This window comes from Zunongwangia sp. SCSIO 43204, assembly GCF_019904275.1.
Taxonomy (GTDB): Bacteria; Bacteroidota; Bacteroidia; order Flavobacteriales; family Flavobacteriaceae; genus Zunongwangia; species Zunongwangia mangrovi.
This window is the reverse complement of record NZ_CP063204.1, coordinates 4,427,163-4,451,234: the sequence shown is the minus strand read 5'-3', so window position 1 is coordinate 4,451,234 and position 24,072 is coordinate 4,427,163. Positions and strand designations below refer to the sequence as shown.

The following is a 24,072-nucleotide window of genomic DNA, read 5'->3' as shown; positions in this document are numbered from 1 at the left end:
CTTTAATTATCCTAAAAACAATTAATTAATAGATTAAGAAATGAGAGTTATTTTAACAGGCGCAACAGGAATGATTGGTGAAGGCGTGCTGTTGGAATGTTTGCAAAACAGTGAAGTGTTTGAAGTGTTGAGCATAAGCCGTAAGACTAATGGTTACGTTCATCCAAAAATGAAAGAATATTTGGTGGAGGATTTTTTATCTTTAAGGTCAACCGATGAAGCGTTGAAAGGTTTTGATGCATGTTTTTTTTGTGCAGGCAAAAGTTCAGCTGGTATGAACGAAGCTGATTATACGAAAATCACTTATGATATTACAATTCATTTCGCAGAAGTGCTAAAGCAAATAAATCCAGACATAACATTTAATTTTGTTTCCGGAGCGTTCACAGATAACACTGAAAAAGGAAAGGTAATGTAGGCGCGTGTGAAAGGAAAAACGGAAAATGCGTTAACAAAAATTTTTAAAAACAGTAAGGCGTTCTATTTTCGTCCTGCTTTAATGAAACCTACTGAGGGACAACGACATCTTTATGGCTATAACCGCATAGCACATAAAATACTTTTTCCTGTAATGAGAATCTTTTACCCATCTTGTACGATACGGGAAATCGGAAAAGCAATGATATACACCGCAACAAAGGATTCTTCTAAAAAAGTTTTAGAGGCAAAAGATATTAAAGCGGCGGCAAAATTGTCCAAATAAAAGACACATGCCTGTAGCAAGGTTAATAAAAGATTTGGCGGAAATTGCTACTTTTAAGAACCTTAAATTTAATAAACATCACAAGGTTTGATGGGATATCGCTTTGAACGCCAAAAGTTTCATATATCCGTCTGTTGTGCAATAATTTAAATAAATTATTTTCAAATTGAAAAATTTTAAATCTGACTTTTCTATAAACGAAATTGGGAAATTTAGATTTTACAGTGGAATATTGGTAGGAATCGGATTTAGTTTAATCTTAAACAAATTTTTCAGATTAACATTAAAGCTTTGCGATATTGGCATCTACATAAATGATTTAAGTTGGTCAAATATTTATGACTATGAATTTACAAATTTCTATCTAATATTAATTGGATTTTCATCACTAGGATTTGCATTCTGCTTCACAACTTATTTGTGGATGAGCAAGCCGAGAGCTACAATAAAAAGGAAAACAATTAAACTTCGATTTGCTCAAGTTAATTCGATTTGGATTTGTAAGCTTCCCTTAAAAGCGAACTGTTTAAAAGTATAATATTTTGCTTAATTTAAACAGTAATTATGAAGAAGAGTAAATATTCACCACAACAAATCGCCAAGATTTTAAAGGAATTTGATAACGGCAAAACGGCTGCTGAGATCAGCCGGGAGTACAAAATCAGCACAGCTGCTTTTTACAAGTGGCGGGAACGTTATGGCGGTATGAACGGTAAAGAACTTAAGCGTTTAAAAGACCTTGAGGAAGAAAATCGGAGGCTCAAGCAGATGTATGCCAATTTATCGCTGGATCATCAAATGGCCAAAGAGATTATTGAAAAAAAGCTTTAAAGCCCTGCCGTAAACGAGCTATCACAAAAGAACTTATTCATTACGGTATTAGTAGGGCATGCCGTGTTTTGAATATGAGTAAGAGTGTTTATTACTACAGTCCTTTGCCGAAGAACGACACTGCGATTGAAACAGCTTTAAAACAAAAGGCTGAAGAACATTCGGAAGAGGGCTTTTGGATGGCTTATGAACGATTACGCCATGAAGGTAAGCCTTGGAACCATAAACGGGTGTACCGGGTCTATAAAAAACTTGGTTTAAGTTTAAGAAGAAAGGTAAAAAAGCGATTACCGGCCAGAGTCAAAGAACCTTTGGAAGTTCCATTAGCTCCCAATCGTAGTTGGAGTATTGATTTTGTTACTGATGTTTTAGAGAATAAAAGACGCTTCCGCGGCCTAACAGTTATTGATGATTATAACCGGGAAGTATTACATATAGAAATTGATTTTTCATTGCCCAGCAAGCGTGTCATTTGGGTATTAAACCATTTAATTAATCGCAGGGAAAAACCTCAAAAAATAAGGATGGATAATGGTCCTGAATTTGTAGCTAAGATCGCCTCGGAGTGGAGTCAGATGCAAGGCATCATTTTTCAATATATCCAACCCGGAAAGCCGACACAAAATGCATTTATTGAACGCTTTAATGGAAGTTACCGAAGAGGAGTACTCAATAAGTATATCTTTGAAGATCTAAACCAAGTCAGGGAACAAACCCAAACTTGGATGGAAGATTATAATAACGTACGGCCACATGATGCCTTAGGAAAAATGGCACCTGTAGCCTATGCAGAATTTCATAGTTCTGGCGGTACCGCCAGAACTATGAAAAACAGTAATTTTAGACAATCAGGCAGTTCTAATTAGGGGAAGCTTACAGATTTTTGCAGGAATAATGTTGTTCTTAACAAGAATGTATTGGTTACTAGCTGATGTTGATTTAACGATAGAAAAGGACTTTAAGTACTTAAGTCTAATGTTTCCAATATTCATATTTTTCTATTGTTGGAATTTGATTGCAAACATTTATAAATCTATTAAGCCGTTTTTAATTTCTTGTATAATTTATCTAATCAGTGGATTTCTTTTAAGTGTAACTTAAAACTAAAAATTGCGAAAAGAAACAGTAAAAAATATAATGAAATGCTTGCTATAGTTCACTGGTTATGAAATTCCTATTTAAAGTTTTCATAAATTGCTGTATTAGGTTTTTACTAGAAAATCCAAGTCCATTTTATTACAACTAAACCATAGCCAAAAGGTTCCATTGTAATTCCAAAACCTAATGAATTAATAATTTTATCCAATATTTCTCATTTCAGTATTCAATTATTAGAGGAATAACATAACCCAATATTCGAGTTTACAAAGGTGATTTCTACTAATCATTCTCCCTCATAAACCTCCAAACATTCTTGCAGCGAATTTCCTTTCTCGTGGATACATTCGCAAAATGTGATACAGTTTTCGGGATTTTCGGTATCGCTACATTGTCGCTCACAATCTGAAATTGAATTGCGTGGCATGATCTCGTAAATATTGGTGATAAAAAAGATAAAACCGATCGTATACATAAAAACAGCACCAAAAAATGCAAAAGGGAACTTGCTAATTTTAGCTTGCTGTGGAAATAATTTTTCAGAAGTATGTTGCTTTAACGGAAGAATATATTTCAGTTTATGATAATCCCAACACAGCAAAAAGAACACAGCCGTAAGCATAAGCGGTGCGGTAAATAGTGAACCATCAAAACGAACAGCCAAAGAAAGTACCGTAATATTCAAAATAATAGGTAAATAGATCAAAGCGCCTAAAGTTGCAGTACGCGGAATCAAAAGTAAAACCGCCGCAAGCATTTGCATTACACCAATAAATGGATAATAATAACCGGTGTAAAAAAGCGCTTCCAAATAATGTCCCATTGGGTGATTATTGGCTAAAGCCGTAAATCGTTCGCCGTTGATCTTTACAAATCCAGAAGGTAAAAAGCCTGCCGCTAAAGCGATTCGGCAAAAAATGGCAAAATAACCTATCCAGATATTTCGTCTTGCATGAAGATGAAATTGTTCAAATGTTACAATGATTTTCATTTCTTCGGAATGGATAAAATAGAGACTGAATTTATATAATTTCGGCTAAATATGGCCTGCTTGAAATCTTCAAAGTTTAACGGAAGCACTTCTTTAAAATCGAAATGATGAAATGTGTTCGCGTTTTTACCAATCTTAAAAGAACCGTAGTAATACCTGAAGTAATCGGGAAGAATTAGTGTACCCAATACGATCGCACCAAACATATAGGGACTGCGTTTTCCGTTGCCTAAACATAAATATTGCAAGGCGATCTCGTCTTCAACATTGGTACCGTAACCGCAAAGCGTATGATAGGCGTCATGCCGTTCCACTTTTGCAATAAGTTCAAAATTATTTTTACCCAAAAACTCCCCAAGATGATAACCAAAACTCTCTTTTGGGTAGTGGAGGAGTTGCGCAGTGCTAATATTCCACGGAATGTGATCGCGTTTTAAAAATCGCGTATAAACTTTCTGAGTCTGGTTAAAAAGCCAGTGAATTAATCGCTTTCGCATAATGATACTTTTAAAGTACTTTGAAATTCAAAGTAAATGATTAAAATTTTTTGATTAATAAGCTGCCGAGTGATCCAAAGCTTTGATGTCGTTTTTGTAATCTTTTGGCAGGATAAGTTCTTTCAGGATATAATCGATTTTAAATATTCGGCTTAGTCGGTAAACCGGGATAATCGCGATTAGAACAGACTGATTTCTGAAATTCAGTAATTCTTTTACTCGTTTTGGCGCCATTAGGATTTGTACTTCCAGTAATAGGCGATAACGAACAATTCCTAAGTGTTTTTTATACTGAAGAAATAGATCTCTGGTTAAATCGCTATATTCAAAATTCTCCTGAAGCTGTGATCTTCGTTGTATTTCCCAGTCTTTAAAATTAGAAGGTAAATCAGCGATTTTCATCCCTTTCCCAACTTTCAAAAATACCTGAAAAACCTCTTCTTTTTCATGTATTGTTAGTTTTCGCTCCAAAGCTTCAAAAGCCCTTATTGAATAGTCGATCAGCATAAAAAGTACATCGCGATATGCCCAATCTGGGATTTTAAAACCTCGATTTTCTTCAATTTTCGCATGAATTTTATTCATTTGTTCTATCGCCTGGAAAGCTGATTTTTCTTCAGCAAAAACGATCACTTTCGCATAATTCACGGTAGAGAAAAGTCGGCCCAGCGGGTCTTTGGGAAGCCTGCCGGTATAATACAGCCAGTCTACAGCTTTATTCAGCGCAAATTCAGCAGCAGCACCGGCAAAAATAAATAGGATGGTATCTGCTTTTCCCCAAATTTGGCGAACGATCGAGTCTTTTTTTGTGAAATAGGTGGTTTCCATAGTTTAATCCCAAAGTCCTACTTGTGCTAACGCGAAAACTAAGCTTAACCAAAAAATTACAAGAAAGCAAAATCCGCAAAAAATACTGATCAATTTCGTGTATTTATGGCCTTTAAAAAAGAAGTCACGAACAAGGTAGTAGAATATACCGCCACCAGCACCACCAATTGATGTTGTAATAATGGGGATGTACACCCAACTTTCAATTTCGCCAACTTTCAGCAAAATTCCGGCCAGTAGAAGTAACGCAATTCCTGCACCGGTAAGTGCGCGTTTTAACGCCAAAACATAATCTAATTTCATAGGATTTTCAATAGTCATAATAGATGATTTTTACTTTGAATTTCAAAGTAGATGAATAAAAATTTTTATTTTAATTCGTTTTTCGATTTTATAATGTTTTCCAGGGCATCGATATGTTTTTTAAATGCTAACTTCCCAAGTTTCGTCGCTTTATATTTAGTGTTTGGTTTGCGATCTACAAAGGATTTTTGAACTTCAAGATATTCGGCTTTTTCAAGTGCTTTTATATGGCTCGCCAGGTTACCATCAGTCACTTCTAAAAGTTCTTTTAACTGATTAAAACTGACTTTCTCGTTCACCATTAAAACCGACATGATCCCCAATCGAATGCGATGGTCAAAAAGTTTATTTATGTTTTCTATGATACTCACTTTGGACGTTTTCTTCGGAAATTATTTTTTCTGAATGATCATTAAACTTCCGTAAACAATATGCAAAAGTCCGAATCCTATCGTCCAAAACCAAAAACCATATCCGGGAAAACAGGCACAGATCAATCCGATCAAAATTTCTGAAATTCCCAAATATTTTATGGTGCCAATCGTATATTTTGAAGCATTAAGCAAAGCGAGTCCGTAAAAGATTAACATCAATGACGCAGCTGAAGCAAAATCACCCTGATTCAGTTTTAATAAAATATAGGCGCCACCGGTAAGCAGCGGAATTAAAAAATGAAATGCCAGTCTTTTAGCGGTTTCATCCCAAATCTTTTCATCATTTTTCTTCGCTTCTTTGGCCGAAAGTACATAAGCCGTCACCACGCTAAGCAAAAGCACCAGCATAAGATCGATCACAATGGGTACGAGTTGCGGACTTGCATATCCAATATTTTGATATTCAAACTGAGTAGGGAAGAAGGATATTTTCGCGATACCTGCACCAATAATAGCGTAGATTCCCGCCATAATTCCAGAAGTCCCGCTTAGGGAAAGAAACCGCGAAGAGCGATTCATTAAACTTCTAATTTCAGATAAATCCTGTGAATAATCTTTATTCATTTTAAAGCACTTTGAAAATCAAAGTAAATGTATAAAAATAAATTATGCAACTGAATTTTAATTTTTTATTTCTTTCAATGAAGAAAGTTTTTAGCTAAAACTCAGATTGCATAATTTAAGAATGCTTTTTTTAAAGCCTATTTCACCACCCAAATTGGGATCCTTGAATTCGAGGTTGAAAGCTCATCTGTAACGCTTCCCAACATTAAAGAAGAAATATTATTACTTCCTTTATCGGCAACCATTAAAAGATCTGCGTCGTTATCCTGCGAGCATTCGATAAGTTTTTCAGCGATCGTAGATTCTTTACTATCAAGCACTTTTTCTTCAATATCGTAGGTTTTATGCATGCGCTTAATGAATTTCTCTAAGCGTTCCTGGCTGTGTTTTTTCAGTTTCTCCTTCATCGTAGCTGCTGAAACATAAGGTGAAAACTGCGCCGGGATCTGGTACACATGCGCTGCCACGATAGTAGCATCAACCTTTTCCTTAATATAATCTACACTGTTATAGATCTTCATACAACTTCTAGAGAAATCTGTTCCTGTCCAAATCGTGTCGAGTTTTGGCGTGCAGGTTTCAGGAATAATAAGCAACGGGCATTTTACCATTCTTAACAGCTTATCGGTAATTACACCAGCTCCCTCATAATCGATCTTATTTCCTACAAGGATCATATCGATATAATATTTATTTACGATATGATTAAAGATCGATTCGGTATAAGGATCTTCAGCAATTAAAGTATCCCATTCGGCTTCAGCATCAAAACTATTAGTGATTTTTTCTGAGAGCTCGTCACCAATGATCTGCTCTAGATCAAGGTCTTTTAACTGCTCCTGGAATAGTTCTGAAATCGCATATTTCTTAATATTATGAGTGAAATATACTTTTTTGATATCTAATTTTTTCGCTAAAAAAGATGCGTATGCGATAAGGTGATCGTCCATAGGCGAAAGATCTAACCCTACCAGTATAGTGTTAACATTGATCATTTTTAATCGGCTTTTTTCAGGTTTCTTTTCTGTACTATTTCTTTAACGACCTCCTCGTAATTTTCTTTTTGTTTCTGCTCTTTTTTCTTATTCAGTTTTCGCATATCTTCATTAAGTCCTTGGTAGAGCGAATAACACATCACCAGCAGAATAAAAGCAAAGGGGAGACCCGTAACGATCGAAGCGGTTTGCAAGGCTTGTAAACCACCGCCAACTAATAGAACGGCAGCGATGGTACCTTCAGCAACAGCCCAAAATATGCGCTGTCCTACCGGAGCATCAATTTTTCCTCCTGAAGTTAAACTATCTACAACTAAAGAACCAGAATCTGAAGAAGTTACAAAGAATCCTCCAATTAAAATTACACCTACAACGTTAAGAACGGTTGCTAGTGGAAATTGTTCAAGAAATACGAAAAGTGCAGTTGCTACATCTTCGTTTACAGCTTCTACAATAGCATTGTCTCCGGCTAGCACTTGTTGTATAGATGCACTACCAAAAGCAGAGATCCAAAAGAAAGTGATCAAAGAAGGAACGATAAGTACCCCTAAAACAAATTCTCTAATCGTTCTACCTTTAGATACACGGGCGATAAATGTCCCTACGAAAGGAGACCATGCAATCCACCAACCCCAGTAAAATACAGTCCAGTCGTTTTGCCATTTGGTTCCTGTAAAACTTTCTGTCCAGGTAGAGATCATCAAGAAATCTGAAAAATAATTCCCGGTGTTTTGCACAAAAGATTGAAAAATAAAGATCGTTGGTCCTAATACCAAAACAAGAAGCAAAAGTACCACAGCAATTCTCATATTCCACTCACTCAAAATTCGAACACCTTTATCTACACCTAAAACTACAGATAAAGTAGCGATACCTGTAATTCCTGCAATTATGATAATCTGTGTTGTGATATCGTTCGTGATTCCAAATACGTGTTCTACACCCGCTGCGATTTGCTGTACCCCAAATCCAAGTGAAGTAGCTAATCCAAAAAGTGTTGCTAAAACCGCAAAAATGTCGATTAGGTTACCAATCCAACCATGAATTTTATCTCCTATAAAAGGATAAAAAACAGATCTTATCGTTAGTGGTAAACCACGCGTGTACGTAAAGTAGGCTAAAGCAAGCCCCACTAAAGCATAAATTCCCCAGGCATGAAAACCCCAGTGAAGAAATGTAAAGCTCATCGCTTCTCGCGCAGCAGCTACTGTTCCACCTTCGGCCATTGGTGGCGTGTTAAAGTGATTTATAGGTTCAGCAATACTCCAAAATAAAAGTCCGATTCCCATTCCGGCACTAAAAAGCATCGCGAACCAGGAACCTGTTTTAAATTCTGGTTTTGCATTTTGGCCTCCAATTCTAAGATTCCCAAATTTACTAAAGGCCAAATAGAGCATAAAGCCAAGAAAAATATTCACTACAAGTACAAAAAACCAACCACCATTATTGGCAACATAGTTTTGTACATTTTCGAATACTTTTTCTGCCTGTTTCTCGTAAATGAGCGTCAAGACAATACTTGCGGTAATAATAATGGTCGAAGAGAAAAATACCGGGCCGTTAACCTCTAATCCAAAAATGGATTTTTTCTCGTCGCTTCTGGTAACTTTTTCTGCCATACTAATGTGTTAGATGTTTAAAAATAATATCCTATGTTTATATTAAAACGGGCTTCCCACTTTGCATCTGGGTTCCCCGCAGAGAAATCGTCTACATAATTACCGCCAAGCCAGGAGTGATTATAACCTGCTGCATAGTCGATATATGTGTAAACTTTTCCAGCGGTAATCAAAACGCCGGTCACATTCATAAAAGAATCTTCAAAATCGTCTTCGGCTTTATCCATAAAACCAAAATCATTATAGAATTCCAAATTTGATATTGGACCAATTTCTACAGGAATACTTCGGCTAACCGCAAGAGAGTAAAGATTGAAGTCTGCTGCAACGCCATAAGTACCACCGTAAGCCCCAAACTGAAGCACATTATCACTAATAGTATCTGGCGTGATCGGGTTGTGATCTACGATCATTCCCTGTGCTTTTACATTCCACTTTTCGCCCAAATATTCGTAGTGAAAGGCAAAACCGTGATGATCGCCGGTTTCTTTAGTGTCCAGATTATAAATACCACCGTATTGAACCGATGTTCCTAATTGATGGTTTCTATCTTTCCCAAGTTTGTAAATAAACTTTCCGTTAAACTGGTTAATTTCTTTGTTTCGTCCTGCAATATCGTAAGAATATCGAGAAGGATCAATTTCTGAAGTGCTACCAAATTGTAATTCTTCAGCATTTTTGAAGAAAGCTAATTGATACTGAATCCTTTCTGAATCATGAATATATTTTATACCCATGTCATGATCGTCTTCTAAACCAACATAATAAGTAAGGTTGAAGAACCAGTTGTGCGAGTTGTACTGCTGAAGCCCAAACGGAACCTGAGTTAGACCAACCTGAATCTGGTCTTCTTCATTAAACTTGTAGCCCATCCATCCCTGCTTCAGGAATCCACCACCAAAAGCTTCAGAATATAATCGATATTCTACGTTTAGAAAGATGTTTTTGTAAGTACCTACAGCATTTATCCTAAACATATCGTATCCAAAATCACCACCTCTATCTTTCTGTCCATCTTTCCAACTGGATAGATTATAATTAAAACGAAGTGCACCGCCAAGCGTAAGCTTAGGTTTTTCTTCTTCTCCTTCGTCCTGAGCTAAAAGTGGAGCTGAGAATAGTAAGAAAATGATGCTAAGAAAAAACTGATAAGATCGAAGAGGTAAAGTTTTTGTCATTCAAAAATGTTTTTAGTGGATCGCGAAAAAATAAAAATCTTCTACAAAATCCTAAAATTTAGTAAAGCCTTATATCATCTTTGGGAACAATTTAGATAATTGATTCTTAATTGTACAATAAAAATAAGATTTAAAAATAATATCCAATATTAATATTAAATCTGGCCTCCCATTTAGGGTCTGCTTCTCCGGTAGAAAATTCGTTATCAAAATCGCCACCTAACCAGGAATGATTATATCCGGCAGCATAATCGATATAAGTGCTTACCGGCCCCGAATTTATTAGAACTCCTAAAACATTCATGTAAGAATCTCCAAATCCATCGATGCGTTTATGCATATACCCAAAATCGTTGTAAATCTCTATTTTTTCTACAAAGTCCCGATTGATATAAAATAGGTGTGAAACTCCAAAGTTGTACATCTCAAAATTTGTAGCTACTTCGTACGGAGTGCCATAAGCGCCCATTTGGATAATATTTCTGGTATTTCCGGGAGCGTTCGCAGGATCGAATTCAGCTTTTGTAGCCTGTGCTTTTATAAACCAGTCATCAGATTTATATTCATAATGAACAGCGAGAGCGTAGCGATTTCCAGTTTCTGTGGTTTCAATATTATAAATTCCGCCGTATTGACCAGATAAGCCCACCTTATGCATGCCATCTAAAGAAGGTTTGTAAAGAATCTTTCCGTTAAATTGATTCACCTCTTTGTTATTGCCAACAATATCGTAGCCGTAACGATGTGGAGAGGCAGGAGAATTATTTCCAAAGGTAAGTTCTTCAGCATTTTTAAAAAATCCCAAATGATATTCGAACATATCACCCATGTACGAATACCGTATTCCCATATCATAATCGTCTTCTAAACCAACATAGTATGGTAAATTTAGAAACCAGTTGTGTGAACTATAACGTTCAATACCAAAAGGAACTTGTACCAGTCCCATTTGTACTTCGCGTTTATCATCTAACTTATAGCCAAGCCAGCCCTGTTTTAAAAATCCTCCACCAAAGGCTTCAGAATAAAGTCGATATTCTGCATTTACATACAGGTTTTTGTAAGAGCCATTTACGGCAAGTCTAAAAACATCAAAACCAAAATCGCCACCTCTTTCCTGCATTTCAGGTTTCCAGGAGGATAAATTGTAATTGAAGCGCAAAGCGCCACCAATATCTAATTTTGGTTTAGGTTTTTCTTCGTTTTTTTCCTGAGCAAAGCTTTGGTAGGGTAGAAGAATGCTAAATAGTAGAATAGGAAAAAAGTAATTTCGGAGTAATAATCTATTCATAGTTTACTTTTTTTTTAAGTTACTACGAATAATTAGCATATGTCTATAAACGATTAAACTTTAATATTTAATTAAAGTTTGAGTCGTCCTAAAATAGGTTGACAGTTTTTAAAAGTTTAAATCAATCCCGTGAAGCTAGCTTCACGGGATTTTTTGTTGTGTATAAAATTAGGTGTTTTGTAGCTAAGGCTTAGATGTGGTCTATGATTGTTATATGTTTTTATTGACTGTTGAACCAGCAGGCTGAGTTCTTTACCTGTATTGCATTTGTTTATCAAGAACTCTCCCTTTAATATCCCGTTAATTCGTTCTGCTAACGCATTTTGATAGCAGTCATACCCATCTGTCATTGAAGGTATAGCATTTGATCGCTTCAATTGAGTTTGATACAACGAGGAGCAATACTGCAAGCCTGTGTCAGAATGGTGTATTACCTCGCTTAATGTAGTTCTTCTTTTATTAGCCATTTTCATTGCTTTAACTACATTCTCTGCACTCATATCATCACTTAGGTGGTAGCCCATTATTTTTCTGCTAAAGGCATCTGTCACCAAGGAAAGATAGTGAGTTCTTTCTCTACTCTTGATGTAAGTAATATCGCTTACAAAGTATTGCTCCGGTCTTACGGGCGTAACATCTTTCATCAGGTTAGGGTGTTTTTTTAGCCAATGCCTAGAATCTGTTGTCTTTGTGTAATTCTTTTTTGGTTTTATAAGCATTGATTCTGACTTGAGATAATCAAATAGCGCATCCCTGCCTATTTTGACTCCGATCCTTTCAAATTCAACCTTGAGCAAATAATACAGTTTACGAGTACCCAGCCTTGGCATTTGCCGGCGCACCCTTAAAATCAGTGGTTTTATCAAGTCAAGTTCATCAGCTCTTATATTTTTTCGCTTTTCTGCTTGATAGACAGCCTGTCTGCTTATCCCAAACAATCTGCAACAACGTGACAGGCTTAGTCGGTGTTCTTGCCGGATTCGTTGGATTGATTGGGCAAATGCTTTTTTCGAATAGAAGTTCCATATTGTTGATCTGGGATATCGATCATCGTGTTGAGAATCTTATTCTTAAGCTTCTCATCTGATAGCTCTTTTTCTAGCCTCTTGATCTTTTGAGCAGGTGTTTCTTTCATTGTGTTACAGGTAAGTCTTGACTTTGGTTTATTCCAGTCTAAGGTACCGTGTCTGCGTAACCAAACCAAAACAGTACTCCTGCCTTGGATACCATAAGCTTTTTGGGCTTGTTTATAAGTCATTTCGCCCTTTTCTACCTGAGATACAACGGCCAATTTAAAGCCTAAATTGTAATCACGCTGAGTACGTTTCTTCCCAGATCTTTCTGTATGTTTCATAAATAAGTCGAATTTGTGTCAACTTATTTCAGGACGAGACAGTTTTAAAAAGAAAAAAGCCTTCTATGAGCATAGAAGGCTTTAAATAGAAAATTATAAACAAAAAACAGAATTAGACTACAAATTAAGATTGTGTAAGCTGAATCATAATGGCAAGTTCTTCTGCTAATTTATCGGTATTACCATTCCAACCTACAGATTTAAATTTAATACGACCATCAGGTCCTACCACAAATTTTGTAGGAATTCCTGAAACGCCATAAGAATCTACAACTTCAAAATCGTTGCTATCTTCAAGCTTTTCATCCATTAAAACATGGAAGTCGTACTCGTTATCAGCAATAAACTCGGTTACTTCTTTCATACGAACATCTGGAGCTTGTCTCTCCCAGGTATCGATAAATAAGAATTCTACGTTTGGATTGTCTTTGTGAGCAACTACAGCTTTTTGCATTCCCGGGAACGACATTTTACATGGCCCGCACCAGGTCGCCCAAAAATCAAGAACAACGGTTTTTCCTTTTAATTCTTCTAAACTAACCTCGTTACCATCAAGATCCTTTAAAGCAAAATTGCTGGCATCCTCGTCGATCATCATTTTTTTGATATCGCTTTTAGCTTTTTTATGCCCTTTTTCTTCAAGCATAGCTAACTCGTCTTCAAATCCAGAAGCATCACCACTTGCAATATAGGCTTCCTTATAGTATTCTTTTAATTTTTCAGAAGCTTTATTTTCAGCAATAAAATCGGCTGCCTTTTCCTTGGCAACATCGTATTGCTCATCTTCAACTAAATATTGAATGTATTTTTCAGTAATATCAGCATCGGCCATTTTAGAATTGCTAGCCATTTCCTGATATTTTATCGCTTCTTTTAGATCACCTTTCTTATACATTATTGTTGCATAAGTATCCTGATACATCGCTTTGCTATAATCTAAATTTGCTGCGTATTGAGAAGCTGCTTGAGTTTCAGGTTTATCTTTTTTAGGATCGATATTGTCTAAAACAGTTAAGGATTTTTTAGAGATTTCCTGGGCTTCATCTAGGTTTTTGTTTTCTTCAACCAATTTCCAGGCGATACTATTATATGCTGAAGCCTTTCTTCCTTTCTCTGAAATTTTTGAAGCATATTCCTGAGCCTTATCGATTTCACCTTCGGCAGTAAGTTCACTTGCCAGCGTCGATAGCATGTAGCTTTTGTAAACGTTGTCTTTTCCTACTTTATCCTGGTAATCTATAAATACCTGCTCTTTTGTATCAATACCTTGCGCCTGATACAATTTTTGGTAATAGCTTAAGGAGGCTAAAGAACCTTTTGGAAACTTTTCAGGAATTAAACCTCTCAAAGAATCAGCTGCTTCCTTATTTCCTATAGCAGCATTAACTTGAGATAATTTGGAATAATCGTCTTCGCTAAGAGAATCGTTTTCTTTAGCAGCCTGCATTTGTTTTTCAACGAAAGCACTGGCTTTTTCTTTGTCAGCCTTTATAGCGACAACATAAGGAAGTGCCCATTGTTGTTCTAAAGATGGATCTTTTTCAAAATCACTTTCATAGCGGGCAATAATAGAATCTTCAGCTATTTCTACACCTCCATATCGCTCACCCAGTCCGTAAAAATTTGCGATCTGTGAAGCACTTCCAGAAAGCGGATTCCCTTCTTCATCATATAAGGGTAAAACAAATCCAGCCTTATTGTTATTTTGGTCGATGTTATATTGTTTGAATTGAAATGAGATCGCAGTAGCCGTATCTGGGATTTTGATGCTAGATGTATATAGCATAGCCGAATCTTTAAGTTCGATATCTTCTGGATAGATATTGCTGCCGGTCATAAAATTGATGATTCCTTTAACCTTCTCATCTTCACTATCTGGAATGCTATCTTCAGCGGCATAAGTGATTTTAATTTCATCACCCGGTTGTGGAAATTCTTTGTTTATATGAAGCGCTCCAATATCTTTACCTTTTTCTTCAGGTTCGCTTTCGCAAGAAGTTAGAGCGGTACACAAAGCTAATGCAGGTAATATTAATTTTCTCATTTTTCGATTGATGTTTTTTCGTGGTTTTGTATGAAAATAGTTAAAAACAGTTGATATTTTACGTTTAAGCGTTAATTTAACATTTATGCTGAATATTGATTAATATAATCGTTTTTAAATGAGTAAAGCGTAAAAATGTGCCCTGATTTTATCAAAAATAAAAAGGCTCTGTTCGCAGTTTTTAGATTACAGAGCCTTTTTTAGAAATAAAATAAATTTCTAATTAGAAAGCATTAATGGTTTGTCTAATCGCAACAAGATTAGTCATTAATTGTTCTAAATATTTTAGATCTAGCATATTGGCGCCATCACTTTTTGCATTTGCAGGATCAAAGTGCGTTTCGATAAATAATCCATCTACATTATTTACAACTCCGGCTCTGGCAATGGTTTCGATCATATCTGGTCGCCCTCCGGTTACTCCGCTGGTTTGGTTTGGTTGTTGTAAACTATGGGTTACATCTAAAACCGTAGGAGCAAACTCTCTCATGGTTGGGATGCCTCTAAAATCTACGATCATATCTTTGTAGCCAAACATAGTACCACGATCTGTAACCATTACCTGCTCATTATTACAATCGGTTACCTTAGTTACTGCGTGTTTCATAGCCTCCGGACTCATAAACTGTCCTTTTTTAAGGTTTACGGTTTTCCCGGTTTCAGCAGCGGCAACTACAAGATCGGTTTGGCGAACAAGAAAAGCCGGAATTTGTAGAATATCAACATATTCTGCGGCTAATTTTGCGTCTCTAATTTCATGAATATCGGTAATCGTTGGCACTTTAAAAGTTTCAGAAACCTTTCTAAGGATCTTCAAAGCTTTTTCGTCACCAATCCCGGTAAAACTATCGATACGAGAACGATTCGCTTTTTTAAAACTCCCTTTAAATACATAAGGAATCTTCAGTTTATCGGTAATTTGAACAACTTTTTCAGCAATTCTTAAAGCCATTTCTTCACCTTCGATGGCACATGGCCCGGCAAGAAGAAAAAAGTTATCAGAATCGGCATTATGTATCTGTGGTATATTTTCTAATTTCATTTTTCTAGAATTAATTCAGCAAAGATAACTTAATCAAATTTGCCAGCCATATTTTTAGAATATTGTCATTACCGGGCAATATTCGATGTTTTCAGAATTAATTTTTTGGGTCTTAATTAATAGCCTTTTGACGATTATTTAACCTGAATGTCCATAGAAACCGCTTATTTTTGATGAAAATAGACTTATTAATGCCTAATTTGAAGCTCGTCTTCTTAATGTGAATAATGTTAGCAATGATAAATGATTCTTTTTTAAGTATTTAAATTAATTAATACTGAAAACCCCAAATTTCAATATAAAATGATCTTCTCGAAAAGTCATATTCCACGTTTTAGTATATTTTTCTTTAGCTTATTTATGCTGAATAATTTAATCGGAAGAGCTCAGGAAAACAGAAGTATTAAAAGGATTTCTACGGAAGTTAAAACTACAGATTGGAAGAGAACTGAAGCCTTTGAAACCTCCTACGATAAAGACGAAGTCTTAGATGCAACCGCTTATAAAAAGGAACCAAAATTAATTGGGGTAGTAGATGTAGAAGAAGCCTCGGGTTTAGCATATTCTGTAGCGAATCCAGGAATGCTTTGGACGCATAATGATTCTGGTAACGACAATGAGTTATTTTTGATCAATGCGCAGACAGCCGAGTTAGAAGCAACTTACGAAATCAAAGGAATTAAAAATAAAGATTGGGAGGATGTCGAAGTTACTATCGATCCAAGATCTGGCGAACCATATATTTATGTTTCTGATACTGGCGATAATAACGAAGATCGTAAAAATTATAAGGTTTACCGTTTTAAGGAACCAGTCTTTAAAAAAGGAGATAAAAAAGAAAAATGGAAACCAAAAGATCTATCTGAGATCAAATTAAAATATCCCGATAAGCACCACGATGCTGAAGCGATCTTTGTAGATCCATTTACTCAAGATATTTTTTTGGTAACCAAGAGAGATTCAAGGTCGATTATTTATGTGCTGCCTTTCCCGGCAAAAACGGAAAAAAAGAATAAGCTAATTAAAGTTGGAGAGCTTTCTTTCGATCGGGTTTCTGCAGCAAATTTTTCTTTAGATGGAAAAAGATTGGTTATCAAAAATCGGGAAGAGATTTTTTATTGGGAAAGAGAAAATAGAGAGAGCACTTTAGAAATGCTTAGGCGAGATCCCAAAAAAGCGCCTTATGTGGTAGAAGTACAAGGAGAAGCGATATGCTTTGATAAAGATGGTAATTATTTTACGCTAAGCGAAGCTGCAGATGAGCCGGAAGATGCCAAATTGTATAAATATTTACTGAAGTAATAATATATTTCAAAGCGATCCTAGTTCTAGGAATAGCTGATTTTTGGCTCTTTTTTAAAGCATTTGCAGTTATTACTTTAAAAATTAATATTTTAAATAACTGATGTTTTGTGTTGCGTAAAATGCGTGTAATTCTAATTTGAAACTTCAATTTAAATATAAGTCTTTGTTTTACAATTTGTTACTTTTAGATTATTTTTTCTAATAATATAATTTAAAGCTTTATTTGGCGAAAAATAGCTGTATATTTGCGCCCTTTAAAAACAGGCTTTTATGGCAGCTATTAAAAATATTGCAATTATTGCGCACGTAGACCACGGTAAGACTACTTTGGTTGATAAGATCATGTATCATTGTCGTTTATTTAGAGAAAACGAGAATACTGGTGATCTTATTTTGGATAATAACGATCTTGAAAGAGAGCGTGGTATTACCATTACTTCTAAGAACGTATCTGTAGTTTATAGAGATACGAAGATTAACATTATCGATACTCCTGGTCACGCCGATTTTGGTGGAGAGGTAGAGCGTGTATTAAATATGGCAGATGGTGTATTACTTTTAGTAGATGCCTTTGAAGGACCTATGCCACAAACTCGTTTTGTACTTCAAAAAGCGATCGACCTTGGTTTAAAACCATGTGTGGTTGTAAATAAAGTAGATAAAGAAAACTGTACTCCAGATGAAGTTCATGAGAAAGTTTTCGACTTAATGTTCGAACTTGGAGCAGAAGAGTGGCAGTTAGATTTCCCAACAGTTTATGGTTCTGCAAAGAACAACTGGATGAGTGACGACTGGAAAAACCAGACAGAAAATATCGAGCCATTATTAGATATGGTGATCGAACATATTCCTTCTCCAAAAGTAGATAAAGAAGGAACACCACAAATGCTTATTACTTCTTTAGATTTCTCATCTTTTACAGGAAGAATTGCAATTGGTCGTTTACAACGTGGAGTTTTAAAAGAAGGAATGAATGTTTCTTTGGTAAAACGAGACGGAACAATAAAGAAAACCAAGATCAAAGAACTTCATACTTTTGAAGGTCTTGGAAGACGTAAGGTAGAAACAGTTGAAGCTGGGGATATTTGTGCGGTTGTAGGATTAGAAGGTTTTGAAATTGGTGATACTATCGCGGATTTTGAAAATCCAGAGGCTTTAAAAACAATTGCTATCGACGAGCCTACAATGAGTATGTTATTTACCATCAACGATTCACCTTTCTTTGGTAAAGACGGTAAGTTTGTAACCTCTAGACATATTAAAGAAAGACTTACAAAAGAATTAGAAAAGAACCTTGCATTACGTGTTAACGAAACAGATAGTGCAGATAAATTTATGGTGTTTGGTCGTGGAGTACTTCACTTATCTGTACTTATCGAGACCATGCGTCGTGAAGGATACGAATTACAAATTGGGCAGCCACAGGTAATTATCAAAGAGATTGATGGTGTTAAATGTGAGCCCGTTGAAGAACTAACAATCGATCTTCCAGAAAATGTTTCTGGTAAAGCAGTAGAAATGGTTACGCTTCGTAAAGGAGAAATGCTTTCTATGGAAGCGCGTGGTGATCGTATGGTTTGTGAATTTATCATCCCGTCTCGTGGAATTATAGGTTTACGTAACCAGTTATTAACTGCAACTGCCGGTGAAGCTATTATGGCGCACCGTTTTAAAGAATATCAGCCGTTAAAAGGAGGAATTCCAGAGCGTTTAAATGGATCTTTAGTATCTATGGAAAAAGGAACTGCAATTCCTTATTCTATCGATAAACTTCAGGATCGTGGTAAATTCTTTGTAGATCCGGGAGAAGATATTTACGAAGGTCAGGTTATTGGTGAGAACTCACGCCAGGATGATATGGTAGTGAACATCACTAAAACCAAAAAACTTTCAAACGTACGTTCTTCAGGAGCAGATGAAAAAGCGAAGATCGTTCCTGCAATTAAGTTCTCTTTGGAAGAAGCTTTAGAATATATTCAGAAAGATGAGTATGTAGAAGTAACTCCAAATCACTTAAGATTAAGAAAGATCTTCTTAACTGAAAACGAAAGAAAAAGAAATAAGATTATCTAATCGATATTTTATACCGAAACAAAAACCTCACAGTGCTTAGCTTGTGAGGTTTTTTTGTTTAGTTCACAGTTCAAGGTTTACAGCTGTCAGCGATCAGCTTTCAACATTCAAAATTCAACATTCAGCATTCAGCATTCAACATAAATAGTTTATCACATTTTCAAATCACCCCATTTTCAAATTATCAAATTCAATATTTTAGCATTCAGCATTCAATATCATCACATTACCACATTACCACATCATCACATCATCAAATTATCCTGTCTCATATCTCAAATCTAACGTCTAGTATCCGGAAGAAAAAGCCTCAAATTTTAACGAATATTGGAGTCCATAAAATCATAGTTTCTGTTGAATATAGCTGGCGATTTGGCTATTTTTGCATCGTGAAATTCTTGTTTCCCATATTCGCATTTTTGATCATTATTCGGCCTGCTTTTCCGGTAGTGGAATATGTGCTGAATTACGATTACATCAGTAAAGAGCTTTGCGAAAATAAAGACAGACCTGAGTTGGCCTGTAATGGGAAGTGTTACTTGATGCAGGCTTTAGCTGAAGCTTCAGAAAAAGAATCACAGCAAAAAAAGGAAACTTCAGCAAAAAAAATAGAGATCCCTTTATTTTATGCTGAAAAACAACTGGTTTTAAATACCAATTTCGATGCTGAGGCGATTGCCCATAACTTCGTTGCAAAACCTCAGTTTTATCAATATTATTCTCTTCAGGACTTTTTTCATCCTCCAATCATTTAAGTTTTTCGATATTCGAGAATTTAAGGATCAATGTTTAGACTATTCAGAAAATCATTTTTGAGTAGTAATCATACGTATTTTTAAAAACTTAAAAGTTTAAGATGAAGATTTCAATAAAACTAATCTATAGATCGGCTTTGCTATTAAGCCTTGCATTAATCGCTGTTTCCTGTGCTGAAGATACTTCAACTAAAAAAGAACAATACGAAGAATTATTTCACCAGGTGTTGGACGTTCACGACGAGGTGATGCCTAAAATGGGTGATATTCCAGAAATTTCTAAAGAATTAAAGGCGATCGCCGATACCAGTAGCACATCCGAAAAATATCTAAAAGCCGAGCAAAAACTACAGGAAGCCGATAAGCTAATGATGGATTGGATGCATAGCTTTAGCGACGAATTTGTGAAGAATAAAGCGAAAGTTCAAAAAATGACCAACGAAGAACTTCAGCAACAAATCGAAGCTTTACAGGAAGAACTTGGCGATGTAAAAGCAATGCAGCAAGCTGTAGATTCTAGCATAGAAAACGCACGAGCACTTACTAAATAATAAGTATTACGCGCATGCGATATTTGGGCTTTTTCGTAGCCTTTTTTATCCTGCTTAAACCTATAATGCCCATTTTCGACTATATTTTCAATTACGATTATATAGTAACGGAATTGTGTATTAATAAAGATCGGCCAGATCTTGCCTGTAATGGTAAATGTTACCTAATGCAGTCGCTGGCCCGGCAGGCAGATGAAGAGCACGAAGAAAAACGCGGAATCTTAGCCAATAGATACGAGCTGCCTTTGCTATATTTTGAAGTTGATGAGGTGATTTTCGATGAAAAACCAGTCAATTTTAAAAAAGGTGAAAAGCAGCAGTTTTCTTATCTGGCACTTTATACTTTTCTCTTTAATAAGAGAATGGTAAAACCTCCTATTGTTTAAAAATTCATTTTAAAAAGGGCTAAAATTGGCTTATGCAATAAGACCGACAGCCATAGCTATGTCTGAAATTTCCGAAATCAATCAAAGTTTTTGGAAAAAGGTATAGCGAAAAATACTATTTAAAATTGCTTAAAAAGCACTTCAAAATTTAAACAAAATGAATTTTAATTATATAAAAACTCTTGTAATATTTCTTGCTATTTTATTAACCGCCTGTTCTTCAGATGACGATGCGGTAAATAATTTAGGAGGCGAAAATAATGTGCGTATCGAATTTGAGGCCGGTGTTGATGGCGATGCACTTTTGCTTGGCGCCGCTAGTTATACGAATTCTAACGGGGAAAGTTTAACGATTAATCGTTTCAATTATATCGTGAGCAATTTTGTGCTTATCGATGCTGAAGGAACCGAATTTACCTATCCAAAAGATGAAAGTTATTTTGTGATCAGCGAGGAAAATGAGCTTACCGAAGTTCTTTTAGAAAACATCCCGGCTGGCGAATATGTAGCGCTTCGATTTGGTGTAGGTGTAGACCAGGAAAAATATCAGCAGGGCGCAGAAGGTCAGGGTGATTTTCTTCAGATTGCCGAAGAAAATGCAATGATGTGGTCATGGCAGGCTGGTTATAAATTCCTGAATTTCGAGGGAACTTTTACCTCAGAAAGTCTAACCGAGCCTACAATTTTCCAAATCCACATGGGAAGCCACGGAAGCAGCCTGGACAATTATCGTGAAGTTACACTGCAACTACCAACCGATGCTTTGGTAAGCGAAAATTTGAGTCCGGTGGTACACATGGCTGTAGATGCCAATCAGGTATTGGATGGACAATACAAAATCGAACTTTCTGAAGCGGCTGTGGTAATGATCGACGAGGTTAAAAGTCCGCAAATCTCTGAAAATGTAAACGGAATGTTTCGGGTAGATCATGTGCATAACGGAGAAAATGTTCAGCATTAATCGGCACCTTTTGATGAGTAGATTTAGAAATGAATTACTGCTGATATTGCTGGTTTTTGGATTAAATTCTTGCAGTGATGATGAAGGAGAGTATATCTCGATCAATCGCGAGTTGGATGTGAATATTCCTTCAAATTTTCCGTCAATTCAGTACGATCTTAGTGCAAACGCACCCACTGAAAAGGGTTTTGAGCTTGGTAAAAAGCTGTTTTATGATGGTAAGTTGTCCTCAAATGGATTTATTTCCTGCGGATTTTGCCACGAGCAGCGTTTTGCGTTTACGCATCATGGGCATCAATTTAGTCATGGTATCGACGATCTGGAAGGAACCAGAAATGCTCCGGCTATTCAGAATATGGCTTTTCAGAAAGAATTTGCCTGGGATGGTGCGACTTCGCATCTGGATTTGTTTCCTATAATTCCGATTACCAATGAAGTTGAAATGGGTGAAACAGTCTCGAATGTGATTTCAAAATTAAAAGCAGATGCCGAGTATCAACAATTATTTGCTGAAGCTTTTGAAGATGGTGAAGTAAACAACGAATATTTCTTTAAAGCCTTATCGCAGTTTATGGTGATGATGATCTCTTCAAATTCGAAATACGATAAATATGTACGGAATGAAGAGGGCGGTGATTTTACCGAAACAGAAGAATATGGCTACGAATTATTTCAGCAAAAATGTGCTTCCTGCCATACCAGCGATCTGTTTACCGATGATGCTTTTAGAAATAACGGTTTGCCCATCTATCCTGGCATAAATGATATAGGCAGAGCAGAGGTGACCGGAAGCGTAGCCGATAATTATAAGTTTAAAGTGCCAAGCTTACGAAACGTAGCGATCACAGCACCTTATATGCACGATGGCCGTTTTGGTAGTCTGGAGTCGGTACTTAATTTCTATCAAAATGGTGTGCAGGATTCAGAAACTTTAGATCCTATTTTAAAACAAAATAATAGGTTGGGGATCGATTTAAGCGAAATAGAAAAAGAAGCTTTGATCGCTTTTTTAAATACCCTAACCGACGAAACTTTTTTAAACGATGAACGATTTGCAGAATATTAAAAGCATAATACTATTGATATTGGGCGTTTTTGGCAGTACTTTTTTAAAGGCCGAAAGCTTAAAAGATTCAACCGATGTCTTTGCGAATTTTAATTTTAAACGCACTACTGAAGATTTTGCTTTAGTTGAAAATCATAAAACAAGTGCCGAATTTTTCGATTTTGATGATTGTGATGTTTGCGGCTGCGGAAGTAGTGGCGGTAGCATGGGCTACGGTACGATTGGCGATGGCAATTTTGTAGGGACTCGATATATCACGCAACAGTATCGATCGCGAGATGGAATTTACAATAATTCTCCCTGGATCGATGAGAATTTTAATACCATGCAGGCCTGGGCCAGAATACCGGTTAGTCAGAAAATTAAACTGAATGTAATTGTGCCATATCATTTTCATAATCGGCAATTTGTAGATGAAACTTCACAGCGCATTAATGGTTTGGGGGATATTAGTATACTTGGATTTTACCAGTTAATTTCACCAAAGTTAGACGGATTTTTACCCGAGCAGCAAACCAAATTCAAGCATAATCTTGAAGTAGGAGTAGGAGTGAAGTTGCCAACCGGGGAATACGATCGCGCTAATAATGAAGGTAGTGTAAACCCGAGTTTTCAGGTAGGAACTGGAAGTTGGGATGTATTGCTTGCCTCAAATTATTCGGTAAGTCATAAAAACTGGGGATTGGGAGTTTTAGCGAACTATACAATTAAAACTGAAAACGAGCAGGAGTATCATTTTGGCGACCAGTTTAATTACGGGGTAAATTTATTTAGAACCTTCAACACTATGAATGCAAAAACATTTACGCCTGTTTCTATTAGTCCGGTTTTAGGTATTTCAGGAGAAGTTTTTGAAGAAAATGAAAGTTACGGTCTGGCCGTTCAGGATACTAAAGGAAATATTTTATTTAGCCGAATAGGCGTAGAATCTACCTACGGAAAAATATCTGGCGGTGTCAATCTTATGCTTCCGTTATCGCAGGATCTAAATGGCGGTGTTGTTGAAGCCAAAATGCGATTAGGAATTCACCTGAATTTCGTGTTGTAAAAAACAGACTCCAGTAAACTAGCGGGCAAGCTTGTGAGGCATTTTTTTGAAAATCGTCTTTGTATTGAGGCAAGCTTTAGAGCATTTAATCTCGATTATCGAGTAAAAAAGAAAAGCTGCTATTTTTTTACAATAGCAGCTTTTTTATATAAAAT

The 24,072-nt window shown here is 36.1% G+C and carries 24 protein-coding genes; 11 read left to right on the top strand and 13 right to left on the bottom strand.

Translation table 11 applies throughout. The annotated features are described in order from the left end of the window. Nucleotides 1-40 precede the first annotated feature (40 nt). The 3 genes from INR75_RS20545 (at nt 41) to INR75_RS19620 (ending at nt 2,400) form a co-directional block, all read left to right on the top strand. A complete protein-coding gene (locus INR75_RS20545) occupies nt 41-418 on the top strand; it encodes an NAD-dependent epimerase/dehydratase family protein (RefSeq protein ID WP_255584599.1) in 378 nt (125 codons plus the stop codon). Nucleotides 419-499: 81 nt separating this feature from the next. Further along, on the top strand, nt 500-703 hold the full coding sequence (locus tag INR75_RS20540) for a hypothetical protein (RefSeq protein WP_255584598.1): 204 nt from the start codon (nt 500-502) through the stop codon (nt 701-703). A 564-nt stretch (nt 704-1,267) separates the two neighbouring features. Beyond that, a protein-coding gene (locus INR75_RS19620) for an IS3 family transposase (RefSeq protein ID WP_223088857.1) occupies nt 1,268-2,400 on the top strand; the annotation gives its coding sequence in 2 pieces (ribosomal slippage) (nt 1,268-1,529 and nt 1,529-2,400; 1,134 coding nt in all). Nucleotides 2,401-2,918: 518 nt separating this feature from the next. On the opposite strand, the gene INR75_RS19615 is transcribed toward INR75_RS19620, so the two are convergent. From INR75_RS19615 to kdsA, 13 genes are all read right to left on the bottom strand, one after another. Then, nucleotides 2,919-3,623, bottom strand: a complete 705-nt coding sequence (locus tag INR75_RS19615; protein WP_223090148.1) for a DoxX family protein — start codon at nt 3,621-3,623, stop codon at nt 2,919-2,921. Continuing rightward, the gene (locus tag INR75_RS19610; RefSeq protein WP_223090147.1) at nt 3,620-4,120 is read right to left on the bottom strand and encodes a ubiquinone biosynthesis protein COQ4; all 501 of its coding nucleotides are present in this window, start codon (nt 4,118-4,120) and stop codon (nt 3,620-3,622) included. Before INR75_RS19610 ends, INR75_RS19615 begins: the two co-directional genes overlap by 4 nt. A 54-nt stretch (nt 4,121-4,174) precedes the next feature. Beyond that, the gene (locus INR75_RS19605) at nt 4,175-4,948 is read right to left on the bottom strand and encodes an oxygenase MpaB family protein (RefSeq protein WP_223090146.1); all 774 of its coding nucleotides are present in this window, start codon (nt 4,946-4,948) and stop codon (nt 4,175-4,177) included. A gap of 3 nt (nt 4,949-4,951) precedes the next feature. Then, nucleotides 4,952-5,269, bottom strand: a complete 318-nt coding sequence (locus tag INR75_RS19600) for a hypothetical protein (protein WP_223090145.1) — start codon at nt 5,267-5,269, stop codon at nt 4,952-4,954. A 47-nt stretch (nt 5,270-5,316) separates the two neighbouring features. Further along, nucleotides 5,317-5,622, bottom strand: a complete 306-nt coding sequence (locus tag INR75_RS19595) for a transcriptional regulator (RefSeq protein ID WP_223090144.1) — start codon at nt 5,620-5,622, stop codon at nt 5,317-5,319. A gap of 21 nt (nt 5,623-5,643) precedes the next feature. Continuing rightward, entirely contained in the window at nt 5,644-6,249 is a 606-nt protein-coding gene (locus INR75_RS19590; protein ID WP_223090143.1) for a hypothetical protein, read from the bottom strand. 137 nt (nt 6,250-6,386) lie between these two features. Then, nucleotides 6,387-7,244, bottom strand: a complete 858-nt coding sequence (locus INR75_RS19585) for a universal stress protein (protein ID WP_223090142.1) — start codon at nt 7,242-7,244, stop codon at nt 6,387-6,389. 2 nt (nt 7,245-7,246) lie between these two features. Further along, nucleotides 7,247-8,863 (bottom strand): BCCT family transporter, encoded by a 1,617-nt coding sequence (locus tag INR75_RS19580; RefSeq protein WP_092543489.1) that lies wholly within the window; start codon nt 8,861-8,863, stop codon nt 7,247-7,249. A 17-nt stretch (nt 8,864-8,880) separates the two neighbouring features. Continuing rightward, nucleotides 8,881-10,041 carry a hypothetical protein gene (locus tag INR75_RS19575; RefSeq protein ID WP_092543487.1) on the bottom strand — a complete coding sequence of 387 codons (1,161 nt, stop codon included), beginning with the start codon at nt 10,039-10,041 and terminating at the stop codon, nt 8,881-8,883. 130 nt (nt 10,042-10,171) lie between these two features. After that, nucleotides 10,172-11,332 carry a hypothetical protein gene (locus tag INR75_RS19570; RefSeq protein WP_223090141.1) on the bottom strand — a complete coding sequence of 387 codons (1,161 nt, stop codon included), beginning with the start codon at nt 11,330-11,332 and terminating at the stop codon, nt 10,172-10,174. Between the two features lie 116 nt (nt 11,333-11,448). Continuing rightward, nucleotides 11,449-12,686 (bottom strand): IS3 family transposase gene (locus INR75_RS19565; protein WP_370629866.1). Its coding sequence is split into 2 segments (ribosomal slippage): nt 11,449-12,344 and nt 12,344-12,686, totalling 1,239 coding nucleotides; the frame shifts between segments, so codons are not numbered across the junction. 124 nt (nt 12,687-12,810) lie between these two features. Beyond that, the gene (locus tag INR75_RS19560; RefSeq protein ID WP_223090139.1) at nt 12,811-14,730 is read right to left on the bottom strand and encodes a TlpA disulfide reductase family protein; all 1,920 of its coding nucleotides are present in this window, start codon (nt 14,728-14,730) and stop codon (nt 12,811-12,813) included. A 223-nt stretch (nt 14,731-14,953) separates the two neighbouring features. Next, nucleotides 14,954-15,772, bottom strand: a complete 819-nt coding sequence (gene kdsA, locus INR75_RS19555) for a 3-deoxy-8-phosphooctulonate synthase (RefSeq protein ID WP_223090138.1) — start codon at nt 15,770-15,772, stop codon at nt 14,954-14,956. Nucleotides 15,773-16,075: 303 nt separating this feature from the next. Here kdsA and INR75_RS19550 point away from each other — a divergent pair, with 303 nt between their 5' ends. The 8 genes from INR75_RS19550 to INR75_RS19515 all read left to right on the top strand — a co-directional run bounded on the left by INR75_RS19550 (nt 16,076) and on the right by INR75_RS19515 (nt 23,917). Further along, nucleotides 16,076-17,074, top strand: coding sequence for a hypothetical protein (locus tag INR75_RS19550; RefSeq protein WP_223090137.1), 999 nt, complete (start codon nt 16,076-16,078; stop codon nt 17,072-17,074). A gap of 273 nt (nt 17,075-17,347) precedes the next feature. Continuing rightward, nucleotides 17,348-19,150: a translational GTPase TypA gene (gene typA, locus INR75_RS19545; RefSeq protein WP_223090136.1), complete on the top strand. Its 1,803-nt coding sequence runs from the start codon at nt 17,348-17,350 to the stop codon at nt 19,148-19,150. A 398-nt stretch (nt 19,151-19,548) separates the two neighbouring features. Next, entirely contained in the window at nt 19,549-19,905 is a 357-nt protein-coding gene (locus tag INR75_RS19540; RefSeq protein ID WP_223090135.1) for a hypothetical protein, read from the top strand. A gap of 101 nt (nt 19,906-20,006) precedes the next feature. Further along, entirely contained in the window at nt 20,007-20,456 is a 450-nt protein-coding gene (locus tag INR75_RS19535; protein WP_223090134.1) for a hypothetical protein, read from the top strand. Between the two features lie 65 nt (nt 20,457-20,521). Continuing rightward, nucleotides 20,522-20,842 carry a hypothetical protein gene (locus INR75_RS19530; RefSeq protein WP_223090133.1) on the top strand — a complete coding sequence of 107 codons (321 nt, stop codon included), beginning with the start codon at nt 20,522-20,524 and terminating at the stop codon, nt 20,840-20,842. 157 nt (nt 20,843-20,999) lie between these two features. Further along, nucleotides 21,000-21,803 carry an MbnP family protein gene (locus tag INR75_RS19525; RefSeq protein WP_223090132.1) on the top strand — a complete coding sequence of 268 codons (804 nt, stop codon included), beginning with the start codon at nt 21,000-21,002 and terminating at the stop codon, nt 21,801-21,803. 13 nt (nt 21,804-21,816) lie between these two features. Continuing rightward, nucleotides 21,817-22,869, top strand: a complete 1,053-nt coding sequence (locus INR75_RS19520; RefSeq protein ID WP_223090131.1) for a cytochrome-c peroxidase — start codon at nt 21,817-21,819, stop codon at nt 22,867-22,869. After that, nucleotides 22,847-23,917 carry a transporter gene (locus INR75_RS19515; protein WP_255584597.1) on the top strand — a complete coding sequence of 357 codons (1,071 nt, stop codon included), beginning with the start codon at nt 22,847-22,849 and terminating at the stop codon, nt 23,915-23,917. The genes INR75_RS19520 and INR75_RS19515 overlap by 23 nt, the downstream gene beginning before the upstream one ends. Nucleotides 23,918-24,072: the final 155 nt, after the last annotated feature.